We start from the raw sequence: 23,645 nt of genomic DNA, 5'->3' as shown, positions 1-23,645 counted from the left end.
GGCCTCGGCGGGGGCGGAGCGTGCCCTGGAGCAGGCCCTCAAACAGGCGGGGCTCACCGAGGCGGACATTGCCGCCACCGTCACCACCGGCTACGGGCGCTCCGCCATTCAGATGGGGGACAAGTCCATCACCGAGATCACCTGCCACGCCAAGGGGGCCTACTTCCTGGACTCCACTGTCCGCACCATCATCGACATCGGCGGTCAGGACAGCAAGGTGATAAGGCTGGACGGCCAGGGCAACGTGGTCAACTTCCTGATGAACGACAAGTGTGCCGCCGGTACCGGCCGTTTTCTGGAGCTGATGGCCCGCACCCTGGAGCTGTCCATGGAGGAGATGAGCTGGGCCGGGCTGGAGTGGAAGGAGGACATCGCCATTTCCTCCATGTGTACCGTTTTTGCCGAGTCGGAGGTGGTGTCCCTCATCGCCCAGAACAAGGACCGGGGGGACATCATCCACGGCCTGAACCAGTCGGTGGCGTCCCGCACCGCCGCCCTGTGCCGCCGCCTGGGGGGCGAGCCCAACTATATGATGACCGGCGGCGTGTCCAAGAACCGGGGCGTGGTGGAGGCCATCCAGCGGGAGCTGGGGGTGGAGCTCATCGTCTCCGACCGGGCCCAGCTCAACGGCGCTCTGGGGGCCGCCCTCTTCGCCCTGGAGGGGTAATCTCATAGCTATTTCAAAGACCTTCCCTGTGGGGAAGGTCTTTTTTTGCCGCTGGATGTACCAAAACATACAACAAATCCCCCCAAACATCCTACAGGTGAAAGGGGGGAGGCCCATGAAGCTGGTGCGCTACGGCAGGGAGGGGGCGCTGACCAACTATCTGCCCCTGCCCAGGCCGCTGCTGGAGCTGGATCTGTCGGGGACGGCCCTGCTGCTCTACGCTCTGCTGCTGGACCGGGCAACCCTGTCCCAGAAGAACGGCTGGTGGTCAGAGGAGGGGTGGGTGTATGTGCGCTATCCCATCGCCAGGCTGGCGTCGGCGCTGGGGCGGGGAACCACAGTGGTCAAGAAGCGGCTGAGGGAACTGGAACAGGCGGGCCTGATCCGGCGGGTGACGCCAAGGAGGGGGGAGGCCAGCCAAATTTTTTTGTCCCTGCCCGAGGACACTTTTTTGACCGGGAGCGGGCCGAAAAACCGACCGGGTCCCGGTCGGAAACCGGACCATGACCAGGGCGGAAAAGCGTCCCCTAACAACCTGAGGGAACAACAGAACTTAAATAACCATTCTTATCAATATAGAGAGGGGGAGAGTTTATAATGGATCGGGAAGAACGGCTGCGGGAGGCTATGGAACGGGAAAAGGCCAACCGCATCCAGCAAAAGCGCAAGCGGGTGTTCGGTTCGGCCCAGGGGCTGATGGACTGTACCTTCGACAGGGACAACGGGGCGGTGCCTCAGCTGGCCTGGGCCAGGCAGTATGTGGAGCACTGGCCGGAGATGCGGCGGGAGAACATGGGCCTGCTGTTCTGGGGCCCGGCGGGCACGGGCAAAACCTTTGCCGCCGCCTGCATCGCCAACGCTTTAGTGGATCTGGAGGTGGGCGTGCGGATGATCACCCTGGGGGAGGCTCTGCTCAATCTGTTCGGCATGAGCGGTGAGGAGCGCATCCAGTATCTGGAGGTGCTGACCACCTGCGGACTGCTCATCCTGGACGACTTCGGCGTGGAGCGCCGGACGCCCTACGCCCGGGAACAGGTGTACGAGATCGTCAACCGCCGGTATCTGTCCGGGCGGCCCATGGTGGTGACCACCAATCTGACTCTGAAGGAGCTGAAAAACGCCGACCGGGACGACAGCCGCATCCATGACCGGGTGCTGGAGCGGTGCGTGCCGGTTTGCTTTGACGGAACCAGTCTGCGGCAGGAAAAAACGGCGGAGCGGATCAAACGGATGCAGACGCTGCTGACCGGCGGCAGTCCGGCGGATTGACAAAGGTCCGCCGGGATGGTATCGTTGACTATATCGGCCGCAGGCGGCCCAAAGCCGGACGCCAGCCGAACCACCGCCGATACACCACTCAAAAGAAACAACACAAATACATACAACAGCATTTTTTATTTTGTTGCAGCAGCCGCCGGCGGAGCCGGGCCGTTTGGGGCCTGCCGGAGCCGGCTGGAGGGACCCCTCTGGACCTCAACTACGAACTCAACAAAATAAAAATTTTGTTGAGTTGAGAGGAGGGGGAAAGCCCCCATGGACCATAATGACTACAAATTGACCGCTCCTGAGCTGCTCCGCAACTTCCTGGTCTACCACGAGACCATTCAGGGCCACTCCAAAAAAACCGTGGACGAATACTATCTGGATCTGCGCAACTTCTTCCGCTACATCAAAATTGAAAAAGGCCGGGTGCCCCGTGACACGCCGCTGGATCAGATCGACATCGGCGACCTGGATCTGGATCTGGCCCGTTCGGTGAATCTCAGCGACGTTTACAGCTACATGAGCTACCTCAGCCGTGACCGGGTCAAGCACGCCAACAGCCCCACCTCCGGCTACGGCCTGGAACCCTCCGCCCGGGCCCGTAAGATCGCCGCCATCCGCTCCTTTTATAAGTATCTCTCCAGCAAGGCCAAGCTCATCGGCGAAAACCCCATGCAGGACCTGGATTCCCCCCGGCTGAAGAAATCCCTGCCCCGGTATTTGTCCCTGGACGAGTCCATCATGCTTCTGGAGGCCGTGGACGAGCCCAACCGGGCCAGAGATTACTGCATTTTGATCCTGTTTCTCAACTGCGGACTGCGCATTTCAGAGTTAGTCGGCCTTAACTTGACCGATGTCCGGCAGGAACAGCTCCGTGTGCTGGGCAAAGGCAACAAAGAACGGATGATTTTCCTCAACGAGGCCTGCCGGGAGGCGCTGGACGACTGGCTGGAGGAGCGGAACAACCAGGCGGCGGCGGACAAAAACGCCCTCTTCCTCACCCGCTCCCACACCCGCATGACCACGGCTGCCGTCCATTATATGGTAAAACAGCGGCTTTTGAAAGCGGGTCTGGACCCGTCTCTCTACTCCAGCCACAAGCTGCGCCACACCGCCGCCACCCTGATGCTGCAAAACGGCGTGGACGTGCGGACCTTGCAGGAGGTGCTGGGCCACGAGAACCTGAACACCACCCAGATCTATACCCACGTGGACAATGAGAACCTCCGTGCCGCCGCCAAGGCCAATCCCCTTGGAAAGGCGCGAAAAAAGAGCAAAAACGAGGATAGCAGTAAGGAATAAGGGATTTGTTATGTGGAATGACGCTGGAAATGACAACGAGTTAGAACGCAAGCGAAAGCTATGGCTGAATGGAGGTCAAAAGCGGTTAGATGAATGGCGGAATAGTCACCTCCGTAAACAACCGATTGCACTCGCAAATAAAGAGCATCATAAGGAACTAGAACGTAAGAAAAAATTGTGGGAAAATGGTGGTCATCAACGATTGATTGAATGGCGGCATGGGCGTGATCACACTGCCAATAGTATTTCTATAACGGAAGAAGCGGTCGTATTTACGAAGGCTCCGTATATACAGATTGGCGATATGAACGGTGCTGAATTTGAAATCTTTTGTGCGGAGTTGTTGCAAAAAAACGGTTTTAAGGAAGTAATTATTACAAAAACAACTGGTGATCAAGGCGTAGACATATTAGCAACTAAAGATGATGTCCGATTTGCAATTCAATGTAAACATTACGCATCAAATGTTGGAAATGATGCGGTCCAACAGGCCTACGCTGGAAGGAAGTATTATGGTTGTCATGTCGGCGTAGTAATGACAAATTCATCCTTTACTGAAAGTGCTGTTGAGTTGGCTGGTACTACTGGCATTCTATTGTGGGGGGGACAAAAGATCGAAAAAATGATGGAACAAGCAGCTAAACAGGACTTGCAAGATTAGGCATCATTACCCACAAAAAATGGCCGCCATTTGGCGGCCATTTTTCCTATCTTCACTTGTTCGCCAAGGCGGACAGCTCCTCCAGTGTCACCTGGTAGGCCTTTTCAGCGTGGATCAGCCAGTCCGGCTTGTCCAACCGTACCGGCAGGGCCTCCCCCCTGTTCTCCAGGATGCGCTCGGCGATCCAGGCCAGGAAGGCCGGATTCTTCACCAGCACCGGCCCGGTGATGTGAGTGCCCACCACGTTGCCGTGGCGGAAGCCCTCGGGGCCTCCCTCCTTCTCATTGCCCATGCCCATGGTCATGGCTTGGAAGAGCGGTTCCTCCACCCCGCTGGTGTGGGAGCACTTGTTCATAAAGCCCACCACCGGCTCCGGGAACAGGCCGGTCTTGGCGATGGCGTCGTGGGGCACCCGCTTGTCGGTCTCCACGGTGGCAAAGCCCCCAAAGTCCAGGCCCTCATACACCGTCCCCTTCTGGTCGGTGATGGAAGCCCCCAGCAGCTCCATGGCGTTGCCGGTGAAGAGCACCAGGGAACCCTCCGCCGCCTCTTTCAGGGCGTCTTTATAGGGCGTCAGCCAGCCCAGCGCAGCCTTCTGGGTGCGCTCGGTGCCCGCCCCCATGTAGATGAGGTCGGCCCCAGCAAAGTTGGGGGCGTCGTCGCAGCCCACGGTCTGGATCTCCACCTGGGCTCCCCGCCAGGTGAGATAGCGCCGCAGCAGGGTGAGATTGGCGTACTCCCCGTACAGGCTCATGGCCTCGGGGTAGAGATGCAGCAGTTTGATGTTCATATCCACCCCTCCTTACTCCGTCCGCTGGACCCGGCTGAGCAGTTTGTCCCGGTCGGAGAAGCAGGTGACCACATACAGGTCCTCTTCCCCGTCCTGCTCCAGCAGCTCCGCCGCCTGGGCCACGGTGTCCAGGCAGGTGATCTTGTCCTGAGGTACCGCCGAGCAGTCAAACCGCAGGGCCAAGTCGTTGACATACTTGCCGCACAGCACCACACGCTTCACGTGGGGAGCAGCCAGCTGATCGAAGTCGATGTCCCACAGCCAGCTGGTCTCGCCGGTGAAGTATTTGCGGCTGATGGCGTACACGATGACCAGCACGGAGCAGTCCTTGCCGGTGTCCTTGATGTAGCGCAGGTTGGTGTCGTAGGCCACCGAGTTCTCGTGCTTGCTGGTGAGCAGGGTGCCGTGGTGCCCCCCCAGAGTGAAGGTGACCATCCGGCCGTTCTTCAGGATGTAGCTGCCCAGCACACTGGCGATGGTGGCCTTGTCCACCCCGCACAGCCGGCACAGGGACCAGGCCGCCAGGATGTTGTACACGTTGTAGATGCTGCGGAAGCTGAGGGCAATCTCGGTGTCCCCGTCCAGCACCAGCTTGCCCTCCTTCAGGTCCAGGCCGGTGGCGGCAAAGTCGGGATCGTGGCGGTGGTAGCCGCAGGCGGTGCAGCGGTAGTGGCCAATATGGTTATAATGGTAAAGGGTGTACTCCATTTTTCCTTTACATACCGGGCACCGTTCCCCATCGTGATAGACGCCGTGGTGCTCTGCGGTAGCGCCCTCCCAGGCCTCCAGGCCGAACCATTTTACCTTGTCGTGGCCCTGGGCGAAGCAGGACACCAGGGGGTCGTCGGCGTTGAGCACCAGGGTGGTGTCGTCGTGGATGGCGGGCAGGATGGCGTCGTACACCCACTCGGGATGGCCGTTGCGGGTGAGCTGATCCCGGTACAGGTTGGTGATGACGAAATGGGTGGGATGGAACCACTTGAAGCTGTAGCGGGCGTAGCGCTCGTCGCTCTCCAGCAGCAGCACGTCCCCCTTCATCTTCCCGCCCAGGGTGCAGTGGGTGAGGATGAGGGTGGTGACCCCCTCGATCTGGTTGGAGCCCTCGGCGTTGTACACCACGTCCTTCCCCGCCGCTCTCAGCACGGCGGCGATCATCTCCACGGTGGAGGTTTTGCCGTTGGAGCCGGTGACGGCGATGACGTAGGAGGGCAGCTTCACCCGCCGCAGCACGTCAGGGCACAGTTTTAAGGCAAATTGGCCGGGCAGGCTGCTGCCCTTCCCTACCAGCTTGCCCACGAAGCGCAGGATCTTGCACAAAATGATGGCCAACGCCATTCTCATGGACAGTTCACTCCTTGTTAAATGCGTATTTTATATTATATCCACCCCTATGGCAGGAAGTCAACGGCCTGAGACGGATTGGCGGGGATTTTGTCATCCGGGATGCCCGCCGTCCATTGCCGGATCAGCAAAAAAGAGACCGCCACCGGCGGTCTCTTTTCCTATAGCGGGGCTTACTCCGTCAGGAACTTCTTCAGACGGGCCAGGCCCTCCCTGATGTTGTCCATGGAGGTGGCGTAGGACCAGCGGACGAAGTTGGGGGCGCCGAAACCGGAGCCGGGCACCACGGCCACCAGGCCGTACTTCAGGAAGGCGTCGGCAAACACATCGTCGTTGGTGATCTCCACGCCGTGGATGGTCTTGCCGATGAGCTCGTTCAGGTTCATCATCACATAGAAAGCGCCCTCGGGCATGATGCAGCTGACGCCGGGGATGGCGTTCATCTCCTTGACGATGAAGTTGCGGCGCTCCTCAAAGGCCTTCTTCATGGTGAGCACCTCATCCTGGGGACCGCTGAGGGCGGCGGCAGAGGCCTTCTGGGAGATGGCCACCGGGGAGCCGGTGGAGTGGCTGACGTAGTTGGCCATGATCTTGGCGATCTTGGCGTTGGCGCAGGCGTAGCCGATGCGCCAGCCGGTCATGGCGTAGGCCTTGGACACGCCGTTGATGAGGATGGTGCGCTCCTTGGCGTCCTCGCTGAGGGAGGCGAAGCTGGTAAACTCCCGGCCGTCGTACACCAGGCAGGCGTAGATCTCGTCGGAGATGACGTACAGGTCGGCCTTGGCGCACACCGCCTCCAGAGCCTCCAGCTCCTCCCTGCTGTACATCATGCCGGTGGGGTTGGAGGGGTTGTTGAGGATGATGGCCTTGGTCTTGTCGGTGATGGCCCCCTCCAGCTTGTCGGCGGTGAGCTTGAAGTGCTCGGCCTCGGTGGCGGTGACCACCACGGGCACGCCGCCCACCATCTTGATGAGTTCAATGTAGCTGACCCAGTAGGGCGCGGGCAGGATGACCTCGTCGCCGGGGTTGACGATGGCCCGCAGAGCCAGGTACACCAGGTGCTTGGCGCCGCTGCTCACCACCACCTGGGCGGGCTTGTAGTCCAGGCCGTAGTCGGCCTTCATGCGGTCGCACACCGCCTGACGCAGCTCCACGGTACCGGCTGCGGGGGTGTAGCGGGTCACATTGTTCCGGATGGCGGCAATGCCCGCCTCCTTGATGGCGTCGGGGGTATCAAAGTCGGGCTCACCGGCGCCGAACCCGATGACGTCGATGCCGTCGGCCTTCATCTGCTTGAACATGGCGTCAATGGCCATGGTGGTGGACGCCTGGACGGCCTCCGCGATCCTGGACAGCTCTTTCAATGGAATCTCTCCCTTGTATACGTTTTCTTGACATATTATATGCGTCGACTTGCAGAATTGCAAGTCCTTATTTGAAAAACTTCCGGGTTTTTGAATGAGCACAAACCTCAAAATGCAAAATGGACTGCCGGTCAGCAAAAAAGCGGGCGGCCCGAAGGCCGCCCGCTGGCGTACAGTCTTGATTTTGGCGGTCAGGACCGCTTTCTGGTCCCCACCACCCGGACGATCACCGTGCTGAGGACCAGGTTGATGGCCAGCTCCAGCAGGAAGTTGACGCCGGTCATGATAAAGATGATGTAGTAGATCAAGTCAGTACCACCGGCCCAGGCCACCAGGATGTCGTAGAAGAACAGGGTCAGGCCCACGATGAAAATGCCGGTGTTGACCACCGGGCAGACGATACCGGCGGTGATGGCGGCTCCCATGGAGGAGCGGCGGGACAGGCCCCGGAACACCAGGCCGGACACAAAGCCGGCGGCAGCGCCCTTGACAATACACAGGGCGGCGGTGAGCAGCGGGTTGGCGGTAAAGAGGACGTTTCCGCCGTAGTCCCAGCCTGCAATACAGGCGATGAGCACCACCACACCGAACACAGCGCCCAGCCAGGCGCCTGCGCCCGCGCCGTACAGGGCCGCGCCGATGATGATGGGGGCCAGGGCCAGAGTGATGGAGAAGGGGCCGAACTTGACAAAGCTGGCGACTACCTGCAGGACCACGATGATGGCCGTCATTAAGGCCAGTCCGGTCAGGCGTCTGGTTTTTTCGTTTGCTCTCATGGTACTTACCTCCTGCTGCCGCTCCTCTTTGAGGATGCAGCGCACTTATATTTACCCACGGCAGTGTGCCGTTGAGTACCAGGTCAAGCCCTCCTGGGCTTCCGGCTGTTTTTCTGGTGAAGCAGGTAGAGCCCCCGCATCACCAGGTCGGCGTCGTAATGGACAGGGCGCTTGCAGTAGCGCAGGATGCGGGGCGCGCTGCCGCCGGTGGCCACCACGGTAACGGGGCTGCCCGCCGCCGCCTCCATCCGGTCGATGACGCCGTCCAGCATGGCGGCGTGGCCGTAGAGAGCGCCGGAGCGCATGGCCTCCTCGGTGGTGCGGCCCAGCAGCTCCACCGGGGCGGTGGTCTCCAGAGAAATGGGAGGCAGGGCGTCCGCCCGGTCCCACATGGCCTCCAGCGCCAGGGTGAGGCCCGGCATGATGACGCATCCCTCGTACACGCTGCCCACGATCAGGGAGGCCGAGGTGGCGGTACCCAGGTCCACCATGACAATGGGGCTGGGATAGGCGGCAATGGCCGCCACCGCCGAGGCCACGATGTCGCTGCCCAGCTGATTGTGGATCTCGGCTTTGATGTTAAGCCCGGTCTTGATGCCGGGCCACACCACCATGGGCGTCTTGCCGGTGAGCCGGGTGAGGGCATCGGTAAAGACGGCGGTGAGCGGAGGCACCACGCTGGACAGGATGGTCCCATCCACCGCCTTCACGTCGGCGCCGTAGAGTCCGAACACGCCCAGCAGGTCAATGGCACACTGGTCCCGGGTCTTGTTCCGGGAGGTCTCCAGGGTGGCCCGGAAGAGCAGCTTGCCCTCCCCGTTAAACAGACCTACCGTGGTGGTGGAATTACCTACGTCTACCGCCAGCACCATGCCGCCCGCTCCCTTCTATTCCTTGGTGATCAGGATCCAAAATATTGTAGCAGTTTTGGGCCGGAGCGTCAAGGGCAGCGGTTGGCGAATAAAACCGCCGCCGGAGCACCCACGGGTCAATATGCGTAGCGAAACAGGAAGGAATTCAGCAATATACTTGATTCATTCGCACTTTAAGAGTATCCTATATAAGGGTAATTGTGTAAGTTTGTGGATATTAAAAGGTGCCCATTCAATCGATATGAGAGATGGAGGAAATAAAGAGATGCGAGAACAAACAGGGGGGTTTTGCCCACAGTGCGGTGCTCCCGCCGGATTAGATGCAGTATTTTGCGGAAAATGTGGGAAGCAGTTACCAGCCAAAGGGAGAAATTCGTGGGCGCTCCCTATCACACTACTGCTGTTTTTTGCAGTCAGTAATATCACGGGAGCACTCGTCTCCTGGGCATTTGCTGGTCTGGGATTGGCTGTGGTTTTCGTTTTATGGATCACAAAGTGCATCAAGCCAGAGAGAATAGAGCTTAGTGCATTATGTATTCCCATAGCAGTTTTGCTATTGGAAGGGCTGAGAAATCTGGGATTTGGGGTTGTTTTCATTTTCGCAGAACGATTTATGGGACAATATGGTGCCATATCGTCTTTCTATGCTTCGTCTGCCTTTCCTTTTATCGAAAACACCTATGGAGCAAACGCATTGTGGCTTTGGGGACTGTTGATATGGTTTCTGCTTCTTCGCAGCAATACGGTAAGACAAAAAGGAATCCATTACTTGATTGTTGGGATTGGACTTGTCATTTGGTCTTTGGTGCTTGCGCACATGGTGCCGGGGCATATGCTTGCTATGGAACAAGGAATGCCCCCAGAAATCCTCCATTATTTCAACACTGCATATGAACAATACTTTACCTGGATGTTTTTGCGTCGGTTTCTCGTTTATTGCCTGTTCTGTTATGCCGGAACCAGACGTCTGGGACCTGTTGGCACGCTTATCTTCCCGGCAGTTGTTATTGTTGGAAGCATGATTCTTATGGTTTTTTGTTTTTACCAATTGAGTCTCGGAATGGTATCGATCGGTGCGTTGTCCTTCGGATACTTGTTTGGTGTCATAATTCTGCTGGCTGCGCTGATCAGAGAAAAGAAGAAGCAGAACCGAACAAGCTCCTAAACTGGCGTTACGAGGCCTGAAAAAAGGTTCCGCCTGTACTAAATTTAGCACAGGCGGAACCCTTTTCTGTCTTATTCCTGTCCCAGCAGAGCCAGCAGCTCCTCCTCGGTGAGCACCGGGATGCCCAGGTCGTTGGCCTTTTGCAGCTTGGACCCGGCGGCCTCCCCCGCCACCACATAGCTGGTCTTTTTGGACACCGAGCCGCTCACCTTGCCCCCCTGGGCTTCGATGAGGGCGGCGGCCTCCTTCCGGTCCATGGTGGGCAGGGTGCCGGTGAGTACGAAGGTCTTGCCCGCCAGCTTGTCCCCCACCGGGGCCTCGGTGCTGTCGAAGGACACCCCCGCCTGCCGCAGGGCCTCGATGAGGTGGCGGCTCTGGTCGTTGGCAAACCAGTCCAGCAGGCTTTGGGCCGTGATACCGCCGATATCGGGCACGGCGGTGAGCTCCTCTTCACCGGCGTTCATGAGGGCGTCCAGAGTGCCAAACCGGGCGGCCAGCACCTTGCCCGCCTTCTGCCCCACCTGCCGGATGCCGAAGGCAAAGAGCAGCCGTCCCAGCCCGGCGGACTTGGACTTCTCAATGGCCGCCATCAGGTTTTCCGCGCTCTTCTTGCCCATCCGCTCCAGAGGCTCCACCTGGTCGGCGGTGAGGCTGTACAGGTCGCCGGGACCCTTCACCAGTCCCGCACCCACCAGGCTCTCCACCACGGCGGGGCCCAGGCCCTCGATGTCCATGGCGTCCCGGCTGGCGAAGTGGACGATGTGCCGCAGCCGCTGGGCGGGGCACTCGGCGCCGGTGCAGCGGATGTGGGCCCCGTCCTCATCCCGGGCCACGGGAGCCCCGCACACCGGGCAGTGGTCGGGCAGATGATAGGGCACCGTGCCCTCAGGGCGCTTGTCCTTGATGACCGACACGATCTCGGGGATGATCTCCCCCGCCTTCTGAACCAGCACCGTGTCCCCAATGCGGATATCCTTCTCGGTGATGAAGTCCTGGTTGTGGAGGGTGGCGTTGGTGACGGTTGTACCTGCAAGGCGCACCGCCTTTACAACCGCCTTGGGCGTAAGGACGCCGGTCCGTCCCACCTGCACCACAATGTCCTCCACCACGCTCTCCTTCTGCTCGGGGGGATACTTGTAGGCGGCGGCCCACCGGGGGAATTTGGCGGTGGAACCCAGGGTGGTTCGGTCTGCAAGGTTATTGACCTTTACAACAGCGCCGTCGATGTCAAAGGGGAACTCCTCCCGGCCGTCCCCCAGGGCGGCAATGCGCTCCGCCGCCTCCTGGATGGAATGACAGGTGTAATGGGGAATTACTTTAAAGCGCTGTTCCTGCAAGTATTCCAGGGTTTCGGTGTGGGTAGTGAAGGTCTTGCCTTCGGCCCACTGGACGTTGAACACCCGGATGTCCAGCTTGCGGGAGGCGGCAATCTTGGGGTCCAGCTGCCGCAGAGAACCGGCGGCGGCGTTGCGGGGGTTGGCAAAGAGGACCTCGCCCTTCAGCTCCCGGTCGGCATTGAGCTGCTCAAAGCTCTTCTTGGGCATAAACACCTCGCCCCGGACGATGAGGGAGGGCAGGGCCTCGGGCAGGCGCAGGGGGATGGAGGGGATGGTCTTGAGGTTTTCGGTCACGTCCTCCCCCACCTGGCCGTCACCCCGGGTGGCGCCCCGGACAAAGAGGCCGTTCTCGTACTCCAGCGCCACCGACAGCCCGTCCACCTTGGGCTCCACGTCGTACTCCACCCCGCCTGTCAGGGCGTCCTGGACCCGCTGGCCGAAGTCGGCCAGCTCCTCAAAGGAGAACACGTCCTGGAGGCTCTCCAGGGGGACCCGGTGGTGGACCTCGGCGAAGCCGTCGGCTACCTTGCCCCCCACCCGCTGGGTGGGCGAATCAGGGGTGATCAGCTCGGGGTACTTGGCCTCCAGCTCCTCCAGGCGGCGCAGCTTGTGATCGAAGTCGTAGTCGCTCATGCTGGGGTTGTCCAGCACGTAATATTCATAGTTGGCCTGCTCCAGCTCCCGGCGCAGGCTTTGGATCTCCTGTTTCTCGTCCATGGCGGACCTCCACTTGAAATGTTCGGGTGAGTTTGGGGGCCAGCTTGCCCAGCAGCAGGGCGATGAGCCCGCCCAGGAAAGCCCCCGTGGTGTTGAGGATCAGGTCGTCCACATCGGTGGAGCGGTTGACGAACAGCTGTAAAAACTCGATGGTAAGGGACACGCAGAAGCCCACCGCCAGCCCCTTCCACCACCGGGGTTTCCGCCACAGCAGGTTGGCAAAGAAGCCTATGGGCACAAAGATCAGGGCGTTGGCCGCCGCCATATAGAAGGTCCAGCTGCCAATGGTCTGGAAACTATCCAGAAAATAGGGTGTCCATCCAATATACTGCACCGATTCGCTCAGGGGCGTGATGGGAAAAAAGGGCCGCAGCCCCTGAAAGGCCTCCTGCCAGTGGGATACCGTCCAGAAGTTGGACGGAAACACCGTCAGGGCCGCCAGTCCGGCGCAGAAGAGCACGAACACCAAGAGACCGATCTCCCGCACCACGCCGCTTTGCAGCCCCCGGCGGTACAATCCCCGCCTTCTGTGGTGCAGCAGGGCCAGAAAACAGCCCGCGGCTATGGCTATACAGGGCAGCATCTGCTTCAAATAGTCCAGGGTGATCTCAAAATACCACAGCAGGTCGTCCATACAATCGCCTCCTTTTTTCTGAAAATATGATATCACAGAAAAAAGAGGACGTGTCTTACGCTTTTCTTACGAACCAGTGGCGGACAGCCCCAGATAGGTGTCGGGCACCTCCCCCACCAGCAGGGTCTCGGCCACGCACACCTGAGCGGTGACGCTGGTCTCTGCCCGCCCGCCGGGGATGAGAAGGGTGACATCCACCGTGATGTCCAGCATGATCTGGTGCAGGGTCTGGTTGATGCCCTGAGCGGTAAACTGGTTGGAGAATTCCGCTTTAGGCACCGCCGCCGTCAGTACCCCCACCGGCAGCATGGGCCCCCAGTCGGAGGCGGTGGAGAAGCCGGTGAGGCTGCCCAGCGGCACCCCAAGCTCCTGAGCGTCCAATCCCTCCACCTGTTCCAGAACCTCTTGCAGGATCTGCATACGCAAGGTATTCAGCTTGACAGAGTCCACCGCCAGCAGGGACACCTTGCCGCTCTCGTCCCGCTCCACCGTCACCAGGTCGGCATAGGCCACCCCCTGGTCGGCCAGGGTTGCAGTCACCGCGTCGTTGACAATACCGGTGATCTTGTTCTGGGCCTGAACGGTGGCCAGGGTGGTGACAGCGGGCCGCAGGGCGGCATCCAGCAGCCAGATCACCAGCAGCGCCAGACCGATCCCCACCGCAGCCGCCAGCAGCAGGCCTCTTCCCCGCCGCCGGACATGGATTCTGCGGCGGGGGGACCACATCCGCAAGGACCGCCTCATGGCCTCACCCCCTCAGGGCAGGCTATGCGGGGGCCGGTTCGTCCTATGCCTTAATCCTTGAGCAGTTCCTCTACCGCCAGCATAACGCCGGCCTTGCCGCTCTCATAGGTGAGGCCGCCCTGGAAGTAGGCGGTGTAGGGCTCCCGCATGGGGGCGTCGCAGGACAGCTCGATGGAAGCGCCCTGGATGAAGGCGCCGGCAGCCATGATGACCGGGCAGTCGTAGCCCGGCATATCCCAGGGCTCGGGGGTGACGTAGGAGTCCACGGGAGCGCCGAACTGGATGCCCTTGCAGAACTTCTTCAGGGGCTCGGGAGAGCCGAAATGGACCATCTGGATGATGTCGTGGCGCACCGCGTCAGAGGCGGGCTCCACCTGGTAGCCCAGCAGCTCCATGATCCGGGCGGCAAAGACGGCGGTCCTGACGGCCTGGGCGGTGGTGTGGGGGGCAAGGAAAAGTCCTTGATAGAGGCTGCGGTTGGCCCCAAAGGTGGAACCGCACTCCTTGCCGATGCCGGGGGTGGTGAGCCGCATGGCGGCACCCTCAATGAGGTCATGGCGTCCGGCGATGTAGCCGCCGGTGGGGGCCAGACCGCCGCCCGGGTTTTTGATGAGGGAGCCCACCACCAGATCGGCACCCACCTGGGTGGGCTCGATGGTCTCCACGAACTCGCCGTAGCAATTGTCTACCAGCACGGCAGCGTTGGGGTTGTTGTCCTTGACCACCTTGGCCAGCGCGCCGATCTCGGCCACCGACAGAGAGGCACGGGTGGCGTAGCCACGGGAGCGCTGGATAAGCACCGCCTTCACCCGGGGGTCGCGTACGGCCTCCGCCAGCCCCACCGGGTCGGGGGCGTTGTCAACCAGATCTACTTGCCTGTATTCGATGCCGTAGCTTTTCAGGGAACCGGGGCCCTTGTCCACCACGCCGATGACACCCAGCATGGTATCGTAGGGGGCGCCCACGGCGGACACCAGAATATCGCCGGGCTTGAGGGCGCCAAAGAGGGCGCAGGAGATGGCGTGGGTGCCGTTGACAAACTGCACCCGCACCAGAGCGTCCTCGGTGTGGAAGAGGTCGGCGAAGATCAGGTCCAGGGTATCCCGGCCCAGATCGTCGTAGCCGTAGCCGGTGGTACCGGCGAAGTGGGCCTCAGCTACCCGGTGCTTCTGGAAGGCGGCCAGCACCTTCTGGGTGTTCTCCTCGGCGATGGCGTCGATGCGGGCAAACTGCTCCGCCAGGTCGGCCTGGGCCTGCGCCGCCAGGGCTTTTACTTTGTCGCTGATCTGTAAAGACATTTTCCTTGATCCATCCTGTTCTATCTATGGTTTGTGGGTTTGGCGGGACGTCGGAGACGTCCCGCCATTTTCAGAGAAATTACGCCTCCAGCTTGGCCTGAGCGAAGGCGGCGGTCAGGGCCACGCAGGCCTCGATGTCGTCCAGGTCGGCCACCTCCATGGGGGTGTGGACGTACCGGGTGGCCACCGAGATACCGCCGGTGTACACGCCGGAGCGGCTCTGATGGATGGCGCCGGCGTCGGTACCGCCGAAGCGGAGGATGTCCCGCTGGTAAGGAATATTCCTTGCCTGTGCCAGATCCTCCAGGGTTTTCACTACCGCCGGATGGCAGATCACAGAGCTGTCCATCACTTTGATGGCGGCGCCCTTCCCCGCCGCGCTGGAGCACTCGTGGGGAGCGTCGGGGATGTCGTCGGAGTCGGTCACGTCCACGGCGATGCCGTAGTCAGGGGCGATGCCGTAGGCGGCGGTGCGGGCGCCCCGCAGGCCCACCTCCTCCTGAACGGTAAAGACAAAGTACAGGTCGTTGCCGGCGTGCTTGATGCGCTCCATGGCAGAGAGCAGAATGGCGCAGGCGATGCGATCGTCCAGGTAGGGGGAGAAAATCTTGCGGCCGCTGACAAAGGGAGTGGTGTCAAATACGGCGGTATCCCCCACCTGCACCATGGTCTTGGCCTCGGCCTGATCCTTGGCACCGATATCAATGTAAAGGTGATCCAGTTTCCAGTCCTTGGGCTCCACCTTTCCCTGGACCGCCACCACACCCCGGGTGCCGTTGCGGAAGCGGACAGGGGTGCCGGGCAGGTCGTGGGCGGACAGGCCGCCCACCTGGCCGAAGCGCAGGTAGCCATGCTCGTCGATGTGGGTGATGATGAAGCCGATGGAGTCCATGTGGGCGGCAAACATCACCCGGGGGCCGGTGCCCTGCTTGTGGCAGATCAGGTTGCCCAAAGCGTCGGTGGTGATCTCGTCCACATAGGGGGCGGCCAGGGTCCGGATGGCAGCAGCCACCTGGCCCTCGTTGCCGGAGGGGCCGTGGCAGGCGTTGAGGGCCTGCATGATCTCTAAAATATCCATATGGTCAGTCCTCCTTGGACAGATGGTTGATGAATGCCCGGGTCAGCTGGAGCATGGCCTCGATATCCTCGGCGCTGGCCAGGGTGGCAGGGGTGTGGGGGTAGCGCACGGGGGCGGCAATCACCGCTGTACGCACGCCGGAAGCGGCCCGCTGGACCGCCATGGCGTCGCCGGAGCCGGTGGTGGCCTCCCGGAGCTGCCAGGGAATGTTCTGTTCCTCCGCCAGCTTCCGCAGGGTCTCAAAGAGCTTCCGGTCCACGATAACGCCCTTGTCCATAATGGGGAGCACCGCGCCCTTGCCCAGGGCGCAGGCCTTTTTGTGGGCGGGCACCCCGGCCAGATCGGCGGCGGGAGCCCCCTCCAGCACCAGAGCGATCTCCGGCTGCACCGAGAAGGCGGCGCCGAAGGCACCTCTTGCCCCCACCTCCTGCTGGGCGGTGAACACGAAGGTGCAGTCCATGGGCAGCTCCTCCCGCATAAGCCACAGCAGCACGGCGCAGCCGATGCGGCTGTCCAGAGCCCGGCCCTTCAGCAGCCCGCTCCCAAAGATCTCAGGGGTGCTGTCAAAGGCGGCCACGTCCCCCAGACGGACCAGCTTTTCCGCCTCTTCCTTACTCTTGGCTCCAATGTCCAGGTAGAATTCGTCCAGCTTGGGGACGTTCTTCTCCTCGTCCCGGCTCACCAGATGGTAGGCCTTCAGACCCACCACGGCGGGCAGCAGCCTGGGCCCAACCAGCACCCGCTTGCCCAGCAGCACCCGGCGGTCAATGCGGCCCACCGTGTCGAATTTCAGGTAGCCCTCGTCGGTGATGGCGCGCACCATCAGGCCCACCTCGTCCATGTGGGCGGTGAGCAGCAGCTTGTTGCCGGTGGCCTTGGCGCCCTCCTTGAAGGCGATCACGTTGCCCATAGCGTCCACACGCAGCTCGGTGGCGTACTGACCGGCCACCTCCATCACGCAGTCCCGCACCTGGTCCTCCCAGCTGGACACGCCGGGCAGGGTACACAGTTTTCTCAGCAGTTCCTTCACAGCTGCCCCTCCTTTCCCAGATCCTCCACAAAGGCGGCCAGCAGAGCCGCGGTGTGCTCCAGATCGGTGAGAGACAGCACCTCAATGGGGCTGTGCATATATTTCAGAGGCAGAGACAGCACCGCCGTGGCAACGCCCTCCCGGCTGATCTGCATCTCCCAGCCGTTGGTGCCGGTGTGTCCGCTCATGACCTCCTGCTGGAAAGGAATTTCCCTTTCCTGTGCCTTATCCAGCAGCCTTTGAGTCATCCAGCGGGTCATGTTGGGGCCCACACCGATGGCGGGTCCCCCTCCCAGCACGAAGGTCTTGTCAGCGGGGCCATCGGGGGTGCGGCCGTGGGTCACGTCTACGGCGATGCAGCAGTCGGGCTGTACCGCCCAGGTACCCACGGTGGCGCCCACCCCGGAGACCTCCTCCCGGGTGGAGCCCATGACGTACACATCCATGTCCAGTTCCTTGTCCTTCAGCAGCTCCATGCAGCGCAGCAGAATGGCGAAGCAGGATCGGTCGTCCATGGCCTTGCCGCACATCTGGTCCTCCCCCAGAGGGAAGCAGGAGCCCCGGTACACCATGGGGGTGCCCACCAGCTGTTCCGCCTGCTCCTGGGTCAGACCGGCGTCTATCACCAGTTCAGCGATGGGCACGGATTTGCTCTCGTCATCCTGCTCGGGGCCGGGGCTGGCCACCATGCCTACCATGGGGGGCTGAGTCAGAATGGTCACCTCCCGGCCGGGCAGCATCCGGGGGTCCACCCCGCCGATGGTGCGGAACCGGAGGCAACCCTCCTCCGCCCCGGTGACGATGAGGCCGATCTCATCCAGATGGGCGTCCAGCAGAACCTTCCCGGCGTCCGGTTTGCCGCAGCGGCGCACACCGATCAGGTTGCCCATGCGGTCGATGCTGGTTTCGTCCACCAGGGGGGCCAGCAGGGCCTGGGCGGCCTGCGCCGCCGGGGTCTCAAAGCCGGAGGGCGCCGTGCAGCCGCACAGGGTCTCCAGCACAATTTTCATATCCAAATGTAACTCCTCCTTATGAGGCTATTTATGACAATCCATAAATGATCTTCTTAAAGGCGGCGCCACGCTCCATAAAGTTCTTGAACTTGTCAAAGGAGGCGCAGGCGGGAGACAGGATCACCACGTCACCCGGCTTGGCGGCCTTGTGGGCGGCCAGTACCGCCTCCTCAAAGCCGTCGATGACGGTGATGGGCAGGGCGGCGGGGAGATAATCCGGGCAGTTCTCCACGGCGGCCTTGATCTTCTCCGCGGTATCGCCTGTGAGGAACAATTCCTTTACATGGCCGATGATCTCAGGGCCAAGCACGTCGAAGGGGATGTGCTTGTCGTAGCCGCCGGCGATGAGGATCACCTTCTGGTGGAAGGAGCGCAGGCCGGCAATGGTACGGGAGGGGCTGGAGGCGATGGAGTCGTTGTAGTACTTCACACCGTTCAGGGTGCGCACCAGCTCAATGCGGTGCTCCACTCCGGCAAACTTCTGGGCGAAGTCCCGCACCACCGGATCGGGCACCAGGCCGTCCAGGGCGGTAATAGCCGCCATATAGTTCTCCACGTTGTGGGTGCCGGGCAGCAGGATGTCGGCTACCGGCAGCACCGGGCGCTCGTGCATCTCGTTGCGGACCCAGATCACCCCATCCCGCAGGAAGGCGCCCCGGGCGGGCTCAGACAGGCGGCTGAACATGGCCACCCGGCCCTGAGCCTCCCCGGCAAAGCCGTGGGTAATCTCGTTGTCGGCGTTGACCACCAGCAGATCCTGTTCGCTCTGATGGAGGAAGATGTTCTCCTTGGCCTCAATGTACTCCTCCATGGACTTGTGGACGTCCAGGTGGTTGGGGGCCAGGTTGGTGACCACGGCGATGTTGGGGCTCCGGTCCATGGTCATCAGCTGGAAGGAGGACAGCTCCAGCACGGCGATATCCCCCGGCTCCATGCCGTCCACGTCGGGCAGCAGGGGCTTGCCGATGTTGCCGCCCACATAGACGGTCTCCCCCGCCGCCTTGAGCAGCTCGGCGATGATGGTGGTGGTGGTGGTTTTTCCGTCGCTGCCGGTGACGGCGATGGTGCGGCAGGGGCAGACCTGGAAAAAGACCTCCATCTCAGAGGTGAGGATGGCCCCCTTCTGCTGGGCGGCCACCAGCTGGGGCAGGTCGGGCCGCATACCGGGTGTGCGGAAGATGACCTCAAAGTCCATGTCCTCCAGGTAGTCCTCCCCCAACTTCAGGGTGGCGCCCAGGCTCTCCAGCTCCTCGGCCAGACCGGCGAAGGCACTCATGGGCTTTTTGTCGCAGGCGGTGACCTTCACGCCCGCCCGCAGCAGCATTTTGATCAGGGGAGTGTTGGACACGCCGATGCCGATGACGGCCACCCGCTTGCCCTTCAGACCCGCCAGATATTCCTGTATGGTGGAACGCTTCATGACAGTTCCTCCCTTTTCATAGTTTAACCAATTTATTATATCCCACCTGAAGAGAAAATGCAAACGCTGAGCGCTTTTGATTTGACAATCCGGGCAAGATAGCGTAAAATAGTCGGGCAAGCAAGCTGGACAGCCGCGCCTGCGGGGCGAAAGGCCCGTGGGTGAGGAAAGTCCGGGCTCCATAGGGCAAGGATAACGGGTAACACCCGCCGGGGGCGACCCTAGGAAAAGTGCAACAGAAATAGACCGCTGGCCGGTTGCCTCCATGTGGAGGCGGATGCATCACGGCGGCCGCAGGCCGACGTGATACACCCATTTTCCGAAACTAGGAACAGGACCGCCTTCAGATGGAGGCGACCGGCCAGTAAGGGTGGAAAGGCGAGGTAAGAGCTCACCCGATGGCGTGTCAAGCGTCCATCGCTGTAAACTCTATCCGGAGCAACGCCGTGGAGGGACAACAGGCCGGCCCGGCCGTCCCGGGGAGGCGGCTTGAGCGTACCGGCAACGGTGCGTCGAGATAGATGGCTGTCTTAAAGGACAGAACCCGGCTTATAGGCTTACTTGCAGATATGATGGCCCGGAGCGTGCAGCTCCGGGCCATCTTTTTTTGCAAAATCCCTTGACTCTTCCCTTACGTCAGATGGTACACTGTCCTTACCCAAGGAGGGATGGCCCATGAAAATGAAGGAAGTATGCGCCCAGACCGGGCTGACAGAGCGTGCGGTGCGGTTCTACGTTCAGGAAAAACTGGTGGTTCCCCTGGCCCAGCGCCGGGGCGGACGGACCTGGCTGGACTTCTCCCCTAACCACGTGGACCGGCTGAAAGCCATCTCCACCCTGCGGAAGGCGGGCTTCACCCTGGAGGAGATCCGCGCCATGATCGAGGATTTTCAGAAGAACGCCTCCGGTGCGGCCTTTTCCCTCCGGCAGCGGCTCCAGACGGCCATAGACGCCTACGACAAGCTGCGCTTCACCGACACCGCCCAGGCCAGCGGCCTGGAGGATTACGCCGCCCTGCTGGAGCGGGAGGTCAAGGGCTGTCCCATCCCGGAGTCCGACCGGGTCCATGGAAATCCGGACGGCTGGGTTACCGGCGTGGAGGCGGTCTGTATGCTGGAGGCGGCCTATCTTATGCTGCGGCTCTACGTCTTTTTGCTGGAACACCTCTCCGACTACTCCGCCCTGCTGCAAGCCGCTGCCTGGAATCCGCTGGTCTTTGTCCTGCTCTTTGTTGTGATCCCCCTGCCCATCGCCCTGGTGCTGGGCAGCAAGGCGGGTAAGTGGTTCTACCGGCATTTGGAATATATTCCATGAGAAAAGGAGCCTGCCGCAAATGCGGCAGGCTCCTTTTTTATAAACTCAGCCCTGATCCCAGTTGTGCCAGACGTTCTGAACGTCGTCGTTGTCCTCCAGCAGGTCAATGAGCTTCTCCATGTTCTTGATGTCGTCCTCATTTTCCAGCTTGACGTAGTTCTGGGGCACCATCTCCACGGCGGCCTGAACGAAGGTGTAGCCCTTCTCTTCCATGGCGGCCAGCACGGCGCCGAAGGAATCGGGGTCGGTGTACACCTCAAAGACCTCGTCCTCCACCTGCATATCGTCGGCGCCGCAGTCCAGGGCGTCCATCATGACGGTGTCCTCGTCCAGGTCCTCTTTCTCGATAATGATGACGCCCTTGCGGTCGAAGGACCAGGACACGCAGCCGGTGGCGCCCAGGCCCTTGCCGTACTTGTCCAGCAGGTGACGGACCTCGGGGGCGGTGCGGTTGCGGTTGTCGGTGAGGGCGTCCACGATGACGGCCACGCCGGAGGGGCCGTAGCCCTCATACACCACGTTCTCGTAGCTGTCGGTGTTGCCGGAGCCCAGAGCCTTATCGATGGTGCGCTTGATGTTGTCGTTGGGCATATTGGCCGCCTTGGCCTTGGCGATGACGGTGGCCAGGCGGGAGTTGTTGTTGGGGTCGCCGCTGCCGCCGGTCTTGACGGCCACGATCATCTCGCGGGCGATCTTGGTGAAGATCTGGGAGCGCTTGGCGTCGGCCGCGCCCTTGGTCTTCTGAATATTATGCCACTTGGAATGTCCTGACATTGGTACTCGTTCCCTTCTCGTCGAAAATCAGCGCAACTAGTTTATCACTTTTTCTGTGGCTTGACAAGCCCTCACAGGTAGGAAAACACCTCTTTATGGGTCTGGGTGGTGAGCACCTTCACCTTGGGGAAGCCGTCGGTCAGCCACTTGGCCAGCACAGGCACCACCACCTGCTCGGTGGGATAGTGACCGGCGTCGATGAGGTTGACCCCCAGAGCCTTGGCGTCCAGGAAGCCGTTGTACTTCACATCGGCGGTGACAAAGGTGTCGCAGCCCAGGGCCAGAGCGTCCTTGAGCATATCGGCGCAGGCGCCGCCTCCCACGGCCACCCGGCGCACCGGGCGGCGGGCATCCACAAAGCGCACCCCGTTTGCCCCCAGCGTCTCCTTCACGAAGGCGGCGAAGGCGGGGGCGTACATGGGCACTCCGGCGGTGTTGCCCACCCGGCCGATGCCGTAGGGGCGGCCGGAGGAATCCACCCCGTCCTGCTTGAGCTGCTCAATGTTGGTAAGACCCAGCTTGCGGGCCAGAGCGTCGTTGACGCCCCCACACACCGCGTCCAGGTTGGTGTGGGCGCACACGGCGGCGATGTTGTGCTCCACCAGAGAGAGCAGGATACGCCCGTCAGGGGTGGCGTCGGTCACCGACTTAGCGGGGAAAAAGATCACCGGATGGTGGGACACAATGAGCTGACACCCCAGCTGGGCGGCCTCAGCCACCACCTCTTCGGTGATGTCCAGGCTCACCAGCACCTTGTCCACGGTCCGGTCCCCCCGGCCCACCAGAAAGCCCGCGTTGTCAAAGTCCATCTGGAGGGAAAAGGGGGCCAGCCCATCCAGATACTGATAGATCTCTCTTACGGTTGCCATGACAGCCACTCCTCTCGCAGTTCCAGCAGGCCCCGGTGGGCCCGCTCCATTTCGTCCAGACGCCCGGCGTCGGCGCTCCGGGTGGAGCGGCGCAGCCCCTCCACCGCCCGGCCGGTCTGGTCAATGAGCCGGTTTAAGTATTCGCTCCGCAGAGGGTCGGCCTCCCCCCTGCTCTGCCGGCCTGCCCACAGCTCACCGGCGGTGAGCTCCGGCATGGGTCCGGCCTTTACCTGGAAGGTCGTATAAATGGTATCCCCTTCCCGGGTCAGGATTTCCCGGGCAATGGTGTAGCCGTGCTCCTGGAGCCACAGCCGCAGCTGTGGCTGGGCGCTCATGGGCTGGAGGAGCAGCAGACAGTCCTCCCGCCACGTCCAGGGCGCGGCGGACAGGATGGCGGCGATGGTCTCGCCCCCCATGCCGGCGATGGCGATGGTGTCGGCCTCGCCGGGGCGCACCCCCGCCAGGCCGTCGCACAGCCGGAAGTCCATCTGCTCGGTCAGGCCGTATTTCTCCGCCGTGGCCCGGGCACGGTCCAGAGGCCCCTGCCGCAGGTCGCAGGCCAGAGCCTTTGTGATGATCCCCCGCTGAAGGAGCCACACCGGCAGATAGGCGTGGTCGGTGCCGATGTCGGCAAATTTGGCCCCCTGGGGCACCAGCTGGGCCACCGAGCGCAGCCGGGGAGTCAGTTCCATGGGACGCATCCCTTCACCTCCTACGAAAAAAGGAGCGGTTTGACCGCTCCTTTTTTCAGTTTATCAAAAGAGCCTCGCAGAGTTCGCGCCCGCAGGCGCGAAAAAAGTCCAAATCTGTTTTCGGCCGCGACAAGTGCGTGGACGAAAACACTGCTCAGCCCGCAAGTGTGGACTCTGTCCGCGCGCGGCGGGCTGCAGCCTTCTCGAAAAAGCGGCTTTGCCGGTTTTTCGAAGCTTTCAAAAAAGGAGCGGTCTGACCGCTCCTTTTTTACGGTTGTTACTGAGCAGCGCCCACGCTGGCGTTGATCTTGGCCAGCAGCTCGTCCACGTCCACGCCGTGGACCATGCAGGCCTCCTCCACGGTCTCGCCGCGGGAAGAGGGGCAGCCCAGGCAGTGCATACCGATGGACAGGAAGATGGGAGCGGTCTCGGGAGCGATGTCCAGGATATCGCCGATGATGGTATCTTTGGTAATCTGAGCCATAAAGGGAATACCTCCAAATTTCTAGGATATTGGTAGTATA

24 protein-coding genes and 1 other RNA gene are annotated in these 23,645 nt (G+C 61.4%); 8 read left to right on the top strand and 17 right to left on the bottom strand.

Annotated elements, in window-relative coordinates:
* From B5G06_RS09190 to B5G06_RS09170, 5 genes are all read left to right on the top strand, one after another.
* Nucleotides 1-667: acyl-CoA dehydratase activase (locus tag B5G06_RS09190; protein ID WP_242955427.1), on the top strand; the 667-nt coding region annotated here is incomplete at its 5' end.
* Nucleotides 668-782: 115 nt separating this feature from the next.
* A complete protein-coding gene (locus B5G06_RS09185; protein WP_158094686.1) occupies nt 783-1,265 on the top strand; it encodes a replication initiator protein A in 483 nt (160 codons plus the stop codon).
* On the top strand, nt 1,265-1,936 hold the full coding sequence (locus tag B5G06_RS09180) for an ATP-binding protein (protein WP_087188782.1): 672 nt from the start codon (nt 1,265-1,267) through the stop codon (nt 1,934-1,936). The genes B5G06_RS09185 and B5G06_RS09180 overlap by 1 nt, the downstream gene beginning before the upstream one ends.
* Before the next feature lie 264 nt (nt 1,937-2,200).
* Nucleotides 2,201-3,232: a tyrosine recombinase XerC gene (locus B5G06_RS09175; protein WP_087188781.1), complete on the top strand. Its 1,032-nt coding sequence runs from the start codon at nt 2,201-2,203 to the stop codon at nt 3,230-3,232.
* Between the two features lie 10 nt (nt 3,233-3,242).
* Entirely contained in the window at nt 3,243-3,893 is a 651-nt protein-coding gene (locus tag B5G06_RS09170) for a restriction endonuclease (RefSeq protein WP_158094685.1), read from the top strand.
* Nucleotides 3,894-3,945: 52 nt separating this feature from the next.
* Here B5G06_RS09170 and B5G06_RS09165 read toward each other — a convergent pair whose 3' ends face one another.
* From B5G06_RS09165 to B5G06_RS09145, 5 genes are all read right to left on the bottom strand, one after another.
* Nucleotides 3,946-4,683: a hypothetical protein gene (locus B5G06_RS09165; RefSeq protein WP_087188779.1), complete on the bottom strand. Its 738-nt coding sequence runs from the start codon at nt 4,681-4,683 to the stop codon at nt 3,946-3,948.
* Nucleotides 4,684-4,695: 12 nt separating this feature from the next.
* The gene (locus B5G06_RS09160) at nt 4,696-6,024 is read right to left on the bottom strand and encodes a Mur ligase family protein (protein ID WP_087188778.1); all 1,329 of its coding nucleotides are present in this window, start codon (nt 6,022-6,024) and stop codon (nt 4,696-4,698) included.
* Nucleotides 6,025-6,197: 173 nt separating this feature from the next.
* Entirely contained in the window at nt 6,198-7,388 is a 1,191-nt protein-coding gene (locus B5G06_RS09155; protein WP_087188777.1) for a pyridoxal phosphate-dependent aminotransferase, read from the bottom strand.
* Between the two features lie 191 nt (nt 7,389-7,579).
* Nucleotides 7,580-8,164, bottom strand: coding sequence for an ECF transporter S component (locus B5G06_RS09150; protein WP_087188776.1), 585 nt, complete (start codon nt 8,162-8,164; stop codon nt 7,580-7,582).
* An 83-nt stretch (nt 8,165-8,247) separates the two neighbouring features.
* On the bottom strand, nt 8,248-9,036 hold the full coding sequence (locus B5G06_RS09145) for a type III pantothenate kinase (RefSeq protein ID WP_087188775.1): 789 nt from the start codon (nt 9,034-9,036) through the stop codon (nt 8,248-8,250).
* Nucleotides 9,037-9,301: 265 nt separating this feature from the next.
* Between B5G06_RS09145 and B5G06_RS09140 the strand changes: the two genes are divergently transcribed.
* A complete protein-coding gene (locus B5G06_RS09140; RefSeq protein ID WP_087188774.1) occupies nt 9,302-10,201 on the top strand; it encodes a zinc ribbon domain-containing protein in 900 nt (299 codons plus the stop codon).
* 71 nt (nt 10,202-10,272) lie between these two features.
* On the opposite strand, the gene ligA is transcribed toward B5G06_RS09140, so the two are convergent.
* The 8 genes from ligA to murD form a co-directional block, all read right to left on the bottom strand.
* The gene (gene ligA, locus B5G06_RS09135) at nt 10,273-12,255 is read right to left on the bottom strand and encodes an NAD-dependent DNA ligase LigA (protein ID WP_087188773.1); all 1,983 of its coding nucleotides are present in this window, start codon (nt 12,253-12,255) and stop codon (nt 10,273-10,275) included.
* Nucleotides 12,197-12,889: a VanZ family protein gene (locus B5G06_RS09130; RefSeq protein ID WP_087188772.1), complete on the bottom strand. Its 693-nt coding sequence runs from the start codon at nt 12,887-12,889 to the stop codon at nt 12,197-12,199. Before B5G06_RS09130 ends, ligA begins: the two co-directional genes overlap by 59 nt.
* A gap of 66 nt (nt 12,890-12,955) precedes the next feature.
* On the bottom strand, nt 12,956-13,633 hold the full coding sequence (gene yunB / locus B5G06_RS09125) for a sporulation protein YunB (protein WP_087188771.1): 678 nt from the start codon (nt 13,631-13,633) through the stop codon (nt 12,956-12,958).
* A gap of 50 nt (nt 13,634-13,683) precedes the next feature.
* A complete protein-coding gene (locus tag B5G06_RS09120; RefSeq protein WP_087188770.1) occupies nt 13,684-14,931 on the bottom strand; it encodes an aminotransferase class I/II-fold pyridoxal phosphate-dependent enzyme in 1,248 nt (415 codons plus the stop codon).
* Between the two features lie 79 nt (nt 14,932-15,010).
* The gene (locus B5G06_RS09115; protein ID WP_087188769.1) at nt 15,011-16,009 is read right to left on the bottom strand and encodes a M42 family metallopeptidase; all 999 of its coding nucleotides are present in this window, start codon (nt 16,007-16,009) and stop codon (nt 15,011-15,013) included.
* Between the two features lie 4 nt (nt 16,010-16,013).
* The gene (locus tag B5G06_RS09110; protein ID WP_087188768.1) at nt 16,014-17,039 is read right to left on the bottom strand and encodes a M42 family metallopeptidase; all 1,026 of its coding nucleotides are present in this window, start codon (nt 17,037-17,039) and stop codon (nt 16,014-16,016) included.
* On the bottom strand, nt 17,036-18,049 hold the full coding sequence (locus tag B5G06_RS09105; RefSeq protein ID WP_087188785.1) for a M42 family peptidase: 1,014 nt from the start codon (nt 18,047-18,049) through the stop codon (nt 17,036-17,038). Before B5G06_RS09105 ends, B5G06_RS09110 begins: the two co-directional genes overlap by 4 nt.
* Before the next feature lie 31 nt (nt 18,050-18,080).
* On the bottom strand, nt 18,081-19,472 hold the full coding sequence (gene murD / locus B5G06_RS09100) for a UDP-N-acetylmuramoyl-L-alanine--D-glutamate ligase (protein WP_087188767.1): 1,392 nt from the start codon (nt 19,470-19,472) through the stop codon (nt 18,081-18,083).
* Nucleotides 19,473-19,589: 117 nt separating this feature from the next.
* On the opposite strand from murD, the gene rnpB reads away from it, so the two are divergent.
* Nucleotides 19,590-20,040: RNase P RNA component class A (gene rnpB, locus B5G06_RS09095), an RNA gene on the top strand.
* Nucleotides 20,041-20,147: 107 nt separating this feature from the next.
* Nucleotides 20,148-20,786, top strand: coding sequence for a MerR family transcriptional regulator (locus B5G06_RS09090; RefSeq protein WP_087188766.1), 639 nt, complete (start codon nt 20,148-20,150; stop codon nt 20,784-20,786).
* A gap of 45 nt (nt 20,787-20,831) precedes the next feature.
* Here B5G06_RS09090 and B5G06_RS09085 read toward each other — a convergent pair whose 3' ends face one another.
* The 4 genes from B5G06_RS09085 to B5G06_RS09070 form a co-directional block, all read right to left on the bottom strand.
* Entirely contained in the window at nt 20,832-21,560 is a 729-nt protein-coding gene (locus B5G06_RS09085) for a YebC/PmpR family DNA-binding transcriptional regulator (protein WP_087188765.1), read from the bottom strand.
* A gap of 71 nt (nt 21,561-21,631) precedes the next feature.
* Nucleotides 21,632-22,429 carry a Nif3-like dinuclear metal center hexameric protein gene (locus B5G06_RS09080; RefSeq protein WP_087188764.1) on the bottom strand — a complete coding sequence of 266 codons (798 nt, stop codon included), beginning with the start codon at nt 22,427-22,429 and terminating at the stop codon, nt 21,632-21,634.
* Nucleotides 22,417-23,130 (bottom strand): tRNA (adenine(22)-N(1))-methyltransferase, encoded by a 714-nt coding sequence (locus tag B5G06_RS09075; RefSeq protein ID WP_087188763.1) that lies wholly within the window; start codon nt 23,128-23,130, stop codon nt 22,417-22,419. Before B5G06_RS09075 ends, B5G06_RS09080 begins: the two co-directional genes overlap by 13 nt.
* Before the next feature lie 268 nt (nt 23,131-23,398).
* Entirely contained in the window at nt 23,399-23,605 is a 207-nt protein-coding gene (locus B5G06_RS09070; protein WP_087188762.1) for a DUF1858 domain-containing protein, read from the bottom strand.
* Between the last annotated feature and the right edge of the window lie 40 nt (nt 23,606-23,645).

It is taken from the genome of Flavonifractor sp. An52 (assembly GCF_002159385.1).
Lineage (GTDB): Bacteria > Bacillota > Clostridia > Oscillospirales > Oscillospiraceae > Flavonifractor > Flavonifractor avicola.
The sequence above is the reverse complement of the archived record's forward strand: the minus strand, read 5'-3'. Positions and strand labels throughout refer to the sequence as shown.

Bases quoted from the DNA above. Each gene is read 5' to 3' on its own strand.
- B5G06_RS09175 (WP_087188781.1), top strand. From the start codon at position 2,201: ATGGACCATAATGACTACAAATTGACCGCTCCTGAGCTGCTCCGCAAC.
- B5G06_RS09105 (WP_087188785.1), bottom strand. From the start codon at position 18,049: ATGAAAATTGTGCTGGAGACCCTGTGCGGCTGCACGGCGCCCTCCGGC.
- murD (WP_087188767.1), bottom strand. From the start codon at position 19,472: ATGAAGCGTTCCACCATACAGGAATATCTGGCGGGTCTGAAGGGCAAG.
- B5G06_RS09165 (WP_087188779.1), bottom strand. From the start codon at position 4,683: ATGAACATCAAACTGCTGCATCTCTACCCCGAGGCCATGAGCCTGTAC.
- B5G06_RS09085 (WP_087188765.1), bottom strand. From the start codon at position 21,560: ATGTCAGGACATTCCAAGTGGCATAATATTCAGAAGACCAAGGGCGCG.
- yunB (WP_087188771.1), bottom strand. From the start codon at position 13,633: ATGAGGCGGTCCTTGCGGATGTGGTCCCCCCGCCGCAGAATCCATGTC.
- B5G06_RS09160 (WP_087188778.1), bottom strand. From the start codon at position 6,024: ATGAGAATGGCGTTGGCCATCATTTTGTGCAAGATCCTGCGCTTCGTG.
- ligA (WP_087188773.1), bottom strand. From the start codon at position 12,255: ATGGACGAGAAACAGGAGATCCAAAGCCTGCGCCGGGAGCTGGAGCAG.
- B5G06_RS09075 (WP_087188763.1), bottom strand. From the start codon at position 23,130: ATGCGTCCCATGGAACTGACTCCCCGGCTGCGCTCGGTGGCCCAGCTG.
- B5G06_RS09145 (WP_087188775.1), bottom strand. From the start codon at position 9,036: ATGGTGCTGGCGGTAGACGTAGGTAATTCCACCACCACGGTAGGTCTG.
- B5G06_RS09090 (WP_087188766.1), top strand. From the start codon at position 20,148: ATGAAAATGAAGGAAGTATGCGCCCAGACCGGGCTGACAGAGCGTGCG.
- B5G06_RS09120 (WP_087188770.1), bottom strand. From the start codon at position 14,931: ATGTCTTTACAGATCAGCGACAAAGTAAAAGCCCTGGCGGCGCAGGCC.
- B5G06_RS09180 (WP_087188782.1), top strand. From the start codon at position 1,265: ATGGATCGGGAAGAACGGCTGCGGGAGGCTATGGAACGGGAAAAGGCC.
- B5G06_RS09080 (WP_087188764.1), bottom strand. From the start codon at position 22,429: ATGGCAACCGTAAGAGAGATCTATCAGTATCTGGATGGGCTGGCCCCC.
- B5G06_RS09150 (WP_087188776.1), bottom strand. From the start codon at position 8,164: ATGAGAGCAAACGAAAAAACCAGACGCCTGACCGGACTGGCCTTAATG.
- B5G06_RS09130 (WP_087188772.1), bottom strand. From the start codon at position 12,889: ATGGACGACCTGCTGTGGTATTTTGAGATCACCCTGGACTATTTGAAG.
- B5G06_RS09170 (WP_158094685.1), top strand. From the start codon at position 3,243: ATGTGGAATGACGCTGGAAATGACAACGAGTTAGAACGCAAGCGAAAG.
- B5G06_RS09140 (WP_087188774.1), top strand. From the start codon at position 9,302: ATGCGAGAACAAACAGGGGGGTTTTGCCCACAGTGCGGTGCTCCCGCC.
- B5G06_RS09070 (WP_087188762.1), bottom strand. From the start codon at position 23,605: ATGGCTCAGATTACCAAAGATACCATCATCGGCGATATCCTGGACATC.
- B5G06_RS09115 (WP_087188769.1), bottom strand. From the start codon at position 16,009: ATGGATATTTTAGAGATCATGCAGGCCCTCAACGCCTGCCACGGCCCC.
- B5G06_RS09185 (WP_158094686.1), top strand. From the start codon at position 783: ATGAAGCTGGTGCGCTACGGCAGGGAGGGGGCGCTGACCAACTATCTG.